The sequence below is a fragment of the Actinomyces bovis genome, from assembly GCF_900444995.1.
Taxonomy (GTDB): domain Bacteria; phylum Actinomycetota; class Actinomycetes; order Actinomycetales; family Actinomycetaceae; genus Actinomyces; species Actinomyces bovis.
Window position 1 is genome coordinate 1 of the sequence record NZ_UAPQ01000004.1, and the last position, 8,324, is coordinate 8,324.

12 protein-coding genes are annotated in these 8,324 nt (G+C 65.4%); 5 read left to right on the forward strand and 7 right to left on the reverse strand.

What is annotated here, in order from left to right:
* Positions 1-124 precede the first annotated feature (124 nt).
* The 4 genes from DR039_RS03670 (at position 125) to DR039_RS11060 (ending at position 3,189) form a co-directional block, all read left to right on the forward strand.
* Positions 125-553, forward strand: coding sequence for a helix-turn-helix domain-containing protein (locus DR039_RS03670; protein WP_170166866.1), 429 nt, complete (start codon positions 125-127; stop codon positions 551-553).
* 519 nt (positions 554-1,072) lie between these two features.
* Positions 1,073-1,909 (forward strand): hypothetical protein, encoded by an 837-nt coding sequence (locus DR039_RS03680; protein ID WP_111836074.1) that lies wholly within the window; start codon positions 1,073-1,075, stop codon positions 1,907-1,909.
* Between the two features lie 34 nt (positions 1,910-1,943).
* On the forward strand, positions 1,944-2,330 hold the full coding sequence (locus tag DR039_RS03685) for a hypothetical protein (protein WP_111836075.1): 387 nt from the start codon (positions 1,944-1,946) through the stop codon (positions 2,328-2,330).
* Positions 2,331-2,799: 469 nt separating this feature from the next.
* Positions 2,800-3,189 (forward strand): hypothetical protein, encoded by a 390-nt coding sequence (locus DR039_RS11060; RefSeq protein WP_126622207.1) that lies wholly within the window; start codon positions 2,800-2,802, stop codon positions 3,187-3,189.
* A 32-nt stretch (positions 3,190-3,221) separates the two neighbouring features.
* On the opposite strand, the gene DR039_RS03695 is transcribed toward DR039_RS11060, so the two are convergent.
* Entirely contained in the window at positions 3,222-4,454 is a 1,233-nt protein-coding gene (locus tag DR039_RS03695) for a tyrosine-type recombinase/integrase (protein ID WP_111836077.1), read from the reverse strand.
* Between the two features lie 291 nt (positions 4,455-4,745).
* Here DR039_RS03695 and DR039_RS03700 point away from each other — a divergent pair, with 291 nt between their 5' ends.
* Positions 4,746-5,465: a hypothetical protein gene (locus DR039_RS03700; RefSeq protein ID WP_126622220.1), complete on the forward strand. Its 720-nt coding sequence runs from the start codon at positions 4,746-4,748 to the stop codon at positions 5,463-5,465.
* Between the two features lie 434 nt (positions 5,466-5,899).
* Here the strand turns inward: DR039_RS03700 and DR039_RS03705 are convergent, their stop codons facing one another.
* The 6 genes from DR039_RS03705 to DR039_RS11230 form a co-directional block, all read right to left on the reverse strand.
* Positions 5,900-6,418 carry a hypothetical protein gene (locus tag DR039_RS03705; protein WP_111836079.1) on the reverse strand — a complete coding sequence of 173 codons (519 nt, stop codon included), beginning with the start codon at positions 6,416-6,418 and terminating at the stop codon, positions 5,900-5,902.
* A 4-nt stretch (positions 6,419-6,422) separates the two neighbouring features.
* Complete coding sequence (locus tag DR039_RS03710; RefSeq protein ID WP_126622218.1) at positions 6,423-6,698, reverse strand: hypothetical protein; 276 nt, start codon at positions 6,696-6,698, stop codon at positions 6,423-6,425.
* A complete protein-coding gene (locus tag DR039_RS03715) occupies positions 6,695-7,174 on the reverse strand; it encodes a peptidoglycan-binding domain-containing protein (RefSeq protein ID WP_172458352.1) in 480 nt (159 codons plus the stop codon). The genes DR039_RS03710 and DR039_RS03715 overlap by 4 nt, the downstream gene beginning before the upstream one ends.
* Positions 7,174-7,668 (reverse strand): GH25 family lysozyme, encoded by a 495-nt coding sequence (locus DR039_RS03720; protein ID WP_111836082.1) that lies wholly within the window; start codon positions 7,666-7,668, stop codon positions 7,174-7,176. Before DR039_RS03720 ends, DR039_RS03715 begins: the two co-directional genes overlap by 1 nt.
* 85 nt (positions 7,669-7,753) lie before the next feature.
* Positions 7,754-7,900 (reverse strand): hypothetical protein, encoded by a 147-nt coding sequence (locus DR039_RS11225; protein ID WP_170166872.1) that lies wholly within the window; start codon positions 7,898-7,900, stop codon positions 7,754-7,756.
* Positions 7,901-7,959: 59 nt separating this feature from the next.
* Positions 7,960-8,324: hypothetical protein (locus tag DR039_RS11230; protein ID WP_172458353.1), on the reverse strand; the 365-nt coding region annotated here is incomplete at its 5' end.

The window sequence follows — 8,324 nt, forward strand, 5'->3', positions numbered from 1 at the left end:
GTAGATTCCGTCCGATTCTGACTATTGTCCGAAAACTCGGACGCAAGCGCTATCATCGTCCGTAACAGCGGACATGTCAAGCAGAGATTTGCCCGCGCGTCCGTTTCGTCGGACACTGTTGCGTGTGGGTATACGCAAGATTCCAATCGACGATGTCGAGCAGGCTGTCGTCTCGGCGCTGAAGACCCACGCCCAAGATCAGGGACTGTCATTACGGTCTCTGGCGGATGCAACCGGGCTAGGCAAGTCTCGCCTGGGCGATCTCTTCAACGGCCTCACTTCCTGCACGATGACCGATCTGGAAAGGCTGTGCTCGGCTCTCGGGCTGAGACCGTCTTCTGTGCTGTCTGAGGCTGAGGGTGTGGTGGCTGCTCGTGTTCGTGAGGAGGAGCGTGAGCGGCTGCTGGCTGGTCTGGCGGCTGGGGTGCCGGTGGAGTCCCTGGGTCTAGCGGCCAAGCGGGACCTGTCCTGGGCGCGTGAGGCCGCGGAGCGGTCCGGGTGGCGCGAGGACCTGGGCGAGGAGCCCCAGGCAGGCCCGGCAGAGGAGGGCTGAGGCGTGGGGCGTAAGGAAAGGGCTCACCAGCCTGCGGGGGCGATAGACGTGCAGACGATGGGGTACCTGCTCAGTGAGGACTCCAGGGCGCGGACGGTGGGTGGCCTGTCCTGGGCGTCCCGCAAGCACAGGGACGTACGCGGCTGCGTCGACGTATGTCACTGGGTGCGTACTGCTCCAGGACGGGCTGCTGATGATGCAGTACAACGCTCCGCGCCCGTGGCAGGTCAGCCTCGCCTACCTCGGTATCCGCGACGGGGTCAGGACGCCCCCGATACGCCGGGTCTGCGTCCACGGCAACGGGCACGGCCTCGGGCGCGCCACTCATGTGCACACCTACCAGCAGGACGGAAGAGAGCTTTGCGCGCCGGTCGATGACACCTTCCCGCAGTGCCCTATATCCCCTAGCGTGTCCAACGAGGAGCGGTGCATGATGTTCATGGCGTTTGCCCGGCTGTGCCACGTAGACACCAGCGGGCTGGCATGGGTAGACCCGCCAGAGGGAACGAGGTGAGCGAGATGGACCCAAAGACACTCTCCAGCCTCTACTTCAGCGCCATGGACGAGGGCTTTGAGGTGGTCGAGACCTCCGAGGGGTTCGCCGTGTGGATGCCGGCCTACTACTCCGACGGAGACGGTGTCATCCTCTCGGTACGCCCAGCCCCCGGAGGCTGGTACGTCACCGATGACGGGCAGACCTTCTCCCACCTGGCCGGCCTGGGCGCTGCTGTCAGCGGCCCCGCCTTCACTACGGCGTGGGACACTATCGCGCGCCCAGCGGGCGCGTTCGTGCCAGGAGACAAGGACCCCATGGGGAGCTGCCAGGACGCAGAGATCCTCGCCTGGGCCACCGACGAGACGATCGGCCAGGTGCTGCGCGACATCTCGCACGCGGCGCTGCGCGCCGAAGGGCTCGCCTACACCCGCGAGCCCCGCACGGGAGGGCGTCCGTTCTCCATGCTCGTGCGAGACCGCGCCCGACGCCTGCTGACAGACCGCGCCTTTTCCTCGCGCGGTCTGGAGGCTGGAGACGGCAGCCTCCGGCTCACCTCCGGACGCACCAAGAAGGTCACCGAGACCATCACCCGCCACGGCAGCGTCGTCGCCGCCGTACAGGCCATGGGCGGAAAGACCCGCGAGACCCGCGAGCAGGCTCACGAGCACTGCTACACGATCTTCAGCCAGTCCGACCTGCCCATCGGCAACAGGCTCGCAGTCGTCAACGACGCCTGCGCCTGGGACGCTGGCGTGCTGCGCGAGGCCGAGCAGGTAGCCAACCTCGTACGTATCAACGACCTGGACGACCTGGAGCCCGCGCTTCTTCACCTAGCAGACCAGTTCAACGTCGTCGCCTGACCCGCACGCCCCAGCCTCGCAATACGATTGCCAGGTGACCCGTCCCGGCCTGGAGGCCCTGCTGCTCGAGTGCGCCACCATGGGCGTGGCCGTGGACTGGGCGCGCCTGCCGCAGGGACTGGCGGGCTGCTACCACCACGGCGCGCGCACAATCGTCCTGGACCACCGGCTGGAGGAGTGGCAGGCCGTCCCCGTACTCATGCACGAGACGGCCCACGCCGCCGCCGGGCACGACGGGCACCAGGCCCGCTGGGTGGAGGCCCGCATAGACCGGGCCGTGGCCACCACCCTCATAGACACCGCGTCCTACCGGCGCGCCGAGGCCCTGGCCGGCCCCCACCTAGGCGCGCTCGCCATGGAGCTGGAGGTTCCCATCTGGGTGATCCAGGCCTACCGGACGACGCTACGCACGATGCGATAGTAGGGCCGCCAGTGGTGCGAATCCTCCTGGCAGACTAATGTGCAGACCAGCCGCAATCCCCAGCGGCCACACTCCCCAACACATAGCCAGACCACCCCTGCCCGCGAGCGCAAGGGCTGGCCTGCGCTAGGAAGGCACTGCGATGATGGAGCCACTCACACCACCACCAGGTAGCCGCTGGAAGGGGCGCCGCCGCAAGCTTTGGGGCTATGTCCTCGCGGCGCTCGGCACTATCAGCGTCGTCGGAGGTCTTTTCGACCGATCGGGAAACGATCCAATCCCCGGAGGCCTGATGTGTGCTGCTGTGGGGGTCGGACTCATCTGGTGGGGGCGGCATCTGGAGTCGCAGAGGATCCCTATTCCGAACAAGCCTCAGGCTCCCGCTAAGCCCGCCCACGCGGCCGTGAACACTGGGCCGACCGTCATATGGAACATCAGCGAGCTACTGATGCGCGGCGACATGGATTTCGTGAGCGGAGGCAAGGTCAAGCTCTACACCATGGAGCAACATGAGCAGGCGGTCTACGAGCTCATCTCAGGTGCCGGGATGATGGCCGCTAGCCCGCTCGGAGAGCAGGTCGGCGCATTGGCTACCCTCGCCGACGTCGTGCCTGAGTCGACCAACAGCTACGACGCAGACGCCGTCGCCATCAAGGTCGGCGGAGCGACTGTCGCCTATCTGTCGCTGGGATGGAAGGGTGAGGCACACAACATGCTGAGACGTACTCAGGGGCGCCTTGTCCTGCCTGTAGTGCTGAGGTGGTGGGGTCACCGTGGCGCACACACCTGGGCGCTAGCGACACTACAGGAAGCAGAGGACTATGCGGCCTGGCTGCGCAAGAAGGACCGAGGGGCCTAGGCGAACCGCACCAGTCAAGATAAACGCGACGCCTAACTCCCCGCGAGTGCGGTCTCGACGCTGGTCAGGGCTCGCTCCTGGAACGCCAAGGAAGGGCGTTGATAGTGGGAGGTGGTCGCGGCCTGGGTGTGGCCGAGGATCTCCATGATGAGGCGCTGAGGCGCTCCCTCCTCTAGGAGGCGGGTCGCGACTGAAGCGCGGGCCGAGTGTAGGCGCACGTGCGGCAGGCCAGCGGCCCGCAGGCCTGCGGTCCACTCACCCCAATCCACGCGAGGATCGATAGGTGCACCAGGTGCGGCCTCAAACACGAAGCGGACCGGGCGCGTCTGAGCCAGGTGGGTGCGCAGAGCGTCGGCGAGCGTGGCAGGCAGGGCCACGTGGCGCCACGAGCCCACGGTTTTAGGGCGCAGCAGCCACAGGCCACCGTGGACACGCTCTGCCTCCAAGTGCTCCGGGACCGGGGCGTGCCGCTCTGGGCAATCTGCGCCACGCACGCGGCCGCAAGCGTGCTGCCGCCCCGTGTCAGTGGCGCCGCAGCCGTGGGCCCAGGTGACGCGCTTAACCTCCCACGCCAGCTCCACCGACGGCGTGGGAGCGTCGAGGTGCAGATGATCCAGAGTGATGCCGAGCACCTCCCCTTGGCGGGCCCCCAGCGTGAACGCCACGAGGCGGCGCACATAGTCCGGCTGATCCAGGCGGGAGCGCAGGTAGGTGTGGACCTGCTCCGCAGACAGCATCGGGGCTGGAGCCTGACGCAGGGGCGGCGGGGACACGAAGCGAGCCGGATTGCGCAGGATCAGGCCCTCACGCTCAGCGGCCGCCAGGCACGCGGCCAGTGCCCGGTGGACCCGGGACACGGTCGCGGCCGAGCGGCCCGCGCCAGCCACCGCCCGATGGACCTGGCGCACGTCTGTAGTGTCGAGCTGGTCTAGGCGCCGCCGCCCGATCGTCGGGATCACGTAGAGCCGCATTGAGCCCTCATAGTCGCGGGTAGTGGCGGGCTTGCGGCGAGGCGCGACGTCGCGCTCAAGCCAGGTGCGTGCCCACTGAGACATCATCAAAGAAGAGGCCGCGTGGACTCCTGGGGTCGCGAGCGAGGCTTGGGCTTGGCGGAGTTTGCGGATGACGTCAGCGCGGGTGCGGGCGCGGATGTACTTCCGCTTGGTTTTGCCGGTGGTGGGGTCTGGGGGGAGTGTCAGGGCGGCGGTCCAGCGGCCCTGAGAGTCTTTGTAGATGCTGCCCTCGCCGTTGCCGCGTCTGGCCATGGTGTCCTCCTGTCGTGAGGTGAGGTGCAGCAGCAAGTGCAGCAGTCCGTGTCACGTAATGGAGGATATAGGGCGATTTAGGGTGTAGCCAAGGCTTGGGCGCGGGAGCGATTTTCGCTTGGCAGTGCGCCGGAATGGCACGATTCGCGTGGTGCCCCCACCCGGACTCGAACCGGGAACCTGCGGATTAGAAGGCCGATGTTCAAGAGGAAGCAAGATAGTTATAACTACTCAAATTGCAGGCAATACGCTCCTCATAGAGCATTTGAGTGCAGCAATAGGTGCAGCAATATGACATCAGTCGCCTCGCCGGGACGTGTCACGACCTGGAGGAAGCCCAGCCACAACTGGCGACGGGACTCGGACTGTAAGTGCTTGTTGGAGGCCGAAGCGCCTGATGGTGCGCTCATCGAGTTTTTTATCGACCCAGACGGCTTCGGGGGTATCTCCCCCAGCTTCCTGGTAACCCCGCCGGATGGCGAGTCCGTTTCAACGGACTCCACAGAGGAGTGGCCGGCGGTGGAACAGTATGTTCCACGCCAGGATTGGCCGGAGCCCATGTTCGCCGGCAAGAAGTGCCCAACTCGGTACCCGGATGTCGCCATTTTGGAAGCCATCGAGCAGTACAAGTTGGAGGACATAGCCAGCCTCGATGGGGACTGGACCTGGGGCGAAGATTATTTAGATGAACACGACATTGAGGCCACCGACAAGCAGCTCGACCTTATCGTGCGCGCTGGCGCCAAGATCGACGCGATCTTGGCGGCGGACAGCCAAGAGGCGCGCGAGCTGGCCTTAGATGGTGCGGTCGGCGTCATTCTAGGGACACGCACCCCAAAACAGGCCGGACGCGCTTACGCCGACGCTGTTGACGCCTGCGAAGATGCAAAGCTCGTCAACCAGGGAGCGATGATCGCCTCTGACCTACTGGGCACGCCATTAACAACCATCGCTGAACAGGGGCGGGTCACCCGCCCCACCGTATACCGCTACCTGGGCCGCCGCCCCTAGACCACCATCAACGCCTGGATAGACCGGGACTGGACACAAGTGAGGCCCCACCCTTTGCGGGTGGGGCCTCACTTGTGTCCAGGGGTACGCTTGATGTCAATAGTCCCCCCGCCGCCTCTCACCGCAGCTGCGGTGACGCGCCCTGCGGGGGTCCTCCATCTCCAGGGGCAGGCGGCCCCGGAGCAGGCAGAGTCACAGCAGGTCCCTGAGGGCCTTCCCCTGGGCCAAGAGGAAAATCAGACTGAGGCACACCGTGACGGCTCGCCAGGAGCCTGGTCTCCCAGCAAGTCGCCTCCCAAGCTGCCGCCAAGCGCCTGTACTTCTGAGCTGTCGTCTCAACGTCTCGGCGCTCCCGCCACGACGATCGGACCGCCTGAAAAAGCGCGACCACAAACGGGGAGCCGAACGCGGCCACGATGACCGACACTATCAGATCAACCCGCACCACCTCTGGTCACCCCCTCAGCCTGAGCCGCCAGCACATCGGCGCTGATCGCCCGCACCACCTGCAAGCGCCGCTCCGTGGCACGCAAAGACGTCTCCGGCTCCTGACCAGGCTGCCAGCGAATCCCCCAGATCCGGATCACCCGCTGAAGCAACCCCAGCACCACGCCGAGGATGAGCCAGATCCCCCATGACGGCCAATCATCACCATGAAGCAGCCCAGAAGCCGCGAGCGCTGACAGGCCCACGGTGACGATGGCGGCCGCGGGGGCTTCTACTCCCCACCAGCCGCGCCAGGCGGATGGTGCAGCAGCTAGGGCGCCGAAAGTGGCGACACCCGCGCCGATCTTTGAGGAGGGCTCGCTGACTACTGTCGGGGCGATGATCGCGGCCGTCATACCAATGGCGAGGCAGGCATACGCCGATGCGGCCAGGAGTGAGAGGATGCGTGGGGGGACGAGGGTGCCCCAGGCCCATCTGGCTGTGCGGGGCCAGGACCAGCGGCGCATCGTCTCAGGCCTCCGTGTCCTCAGACGCTAGAGCTCCGGCGACCGGGCCCTCATAAACGCCGCCGGTGTGCACCACTGCCACCAGTAGCGCGACGATACCCGCAAGCTGCTCGAGCACCCTCAGCCACACAGTCACCTGCTCCTGCGTCAGCCACCCTATGGCTGCGCCGAACGCTAGGATCGCAGCCGCCAGCGCGTAGGCGGCCTTGCGTCGCTGTGGAGTCAGCCAAGCGACAACCCCGGGCCGATCCCCCTGCAAAGCCACATGCTTGCCTGTCATAGCGGCCGCCCCTCGTTCAAGGCGCGCTGCAGCGCCATCACTGTGAGGGGGCCGAGGAAACCATCCTCGGGCACGCCCAGGCGGGCCTGCCAGGCCCTGATGGTCTGAGCCCCAAGGAAACCATCCGCGGGCACACCCAGGCGCCGCTGCAACTCACGGACCGCCTCAGAGCCGCCCTTTTCAGAGAAATTCCAAGCCGCTTCGCCGATGTTGATCAGATGGGCGCGATCCGCCGTGGACTGACCAGAAATAACACCATCGACGGTGGTACCCAGCACCTCCTGGAATCGGGTCACGGTGGCAGGCCCGAACCAGCCGTCCACCACCAGAGCCTTTCCTCCTGGCGCTGATGGCGCTGATGGCATGGTGGTCGCACCTGTGTAAGCGTTCCACGCGCTCCGGTCGCCGAAGAAAACATTGAGATCCAATCCGCCACTCCACCCATTGATGCGGCCATTGGAAGTGTACTGGTGCATCACCGCCTTGCCAGAGAAATTCCGCCATGGGCGGCTCTCCCAGCCTCGAGACTCATATCCGCATACTGCGCCACCCACGCGCCTAGGTCCAGTTCCGTGCATGTATTCCAGGGGAACACACTGGCTGAGGCGTAGATAATTGGTTTGATGCCAGTGCGCTCAATGGTCCGACGAGCCATGCGCCACAGCCAGTCCGCATTCCCCCAGGCGTAATTCTCGTGTTGCTCCCAATCCAGGGCCAGGACCACCCGACCACTCCAACCCTGGATTTGATCGATGAAGAAATCAGCCTCAACCTCGGGCGAGGTAATGCCGCTAATGTAGTGGTACACGCCCGTGGCTTTCCCAGCTGCAAGGCATTGCTCCACAGCCCGCACACAATCCGGATTGACATAACTCGTGCCCTGAGTGGCTTTCACTACCGCTCCGTCACAGTCAAGCGCAGACAGGTTGATTCCCTTCTGCCACGAGGACACATCCACAATCCTCAACATGTTGTTCTCCTTCTTCTGGTTGGTTCAGGCATGGAAAAGCCCCGGACCTGTGTGGGCCGGGGCCAGGAATATTGGTGAGCAGCGTTTAGGACTGCTGATTCTGCTGAGCTTGCTGCAGACGGGCTTCGGCCAGTGCCAGGCGCGTGGCTAGTGAGCTGATCTCCCTAGCCAGGCTCTCGATGACCAAATCGGCGTTAATCTGCTCCGCCTGCTCGGCCACAGTGTCATTCATGAGTGTTCTCCTTCTTTGTGTGGGGGTTGGGGCGGGGCCATAGACGTCGCCGCCGACGCTCATTGACGCCTCGGCGTCGCCCGGGTCTGTGGGGGCATGACCCACAGGTCCTGGCCGGTGCGGTCTTCCCAGCCGGTCTTGGTGTCGAGGATGCGGGCGCCCTTCACCAGGACGCTGACCATGACCCCGGGGCTGCCGTGCAGCTCAACGTGCCAGGGGGTGGCGTCTGGGCCCCACTGGTCCTGCACGAGCCGTGCGGCCACGGGGGAGCCGTCCTGTGTGGACGCCAGGGCGATCCAAGGGGCTTTGGGGGCGCCGATCGCGGGGACATAGGCAGGAAGCACCCACATGCCCCGCCCTTGGGAGTCGAGCGCGAGGGTCTGCCAGTATTCGACTCCGTCATAGGGGGATTCTGTGGAGGAGT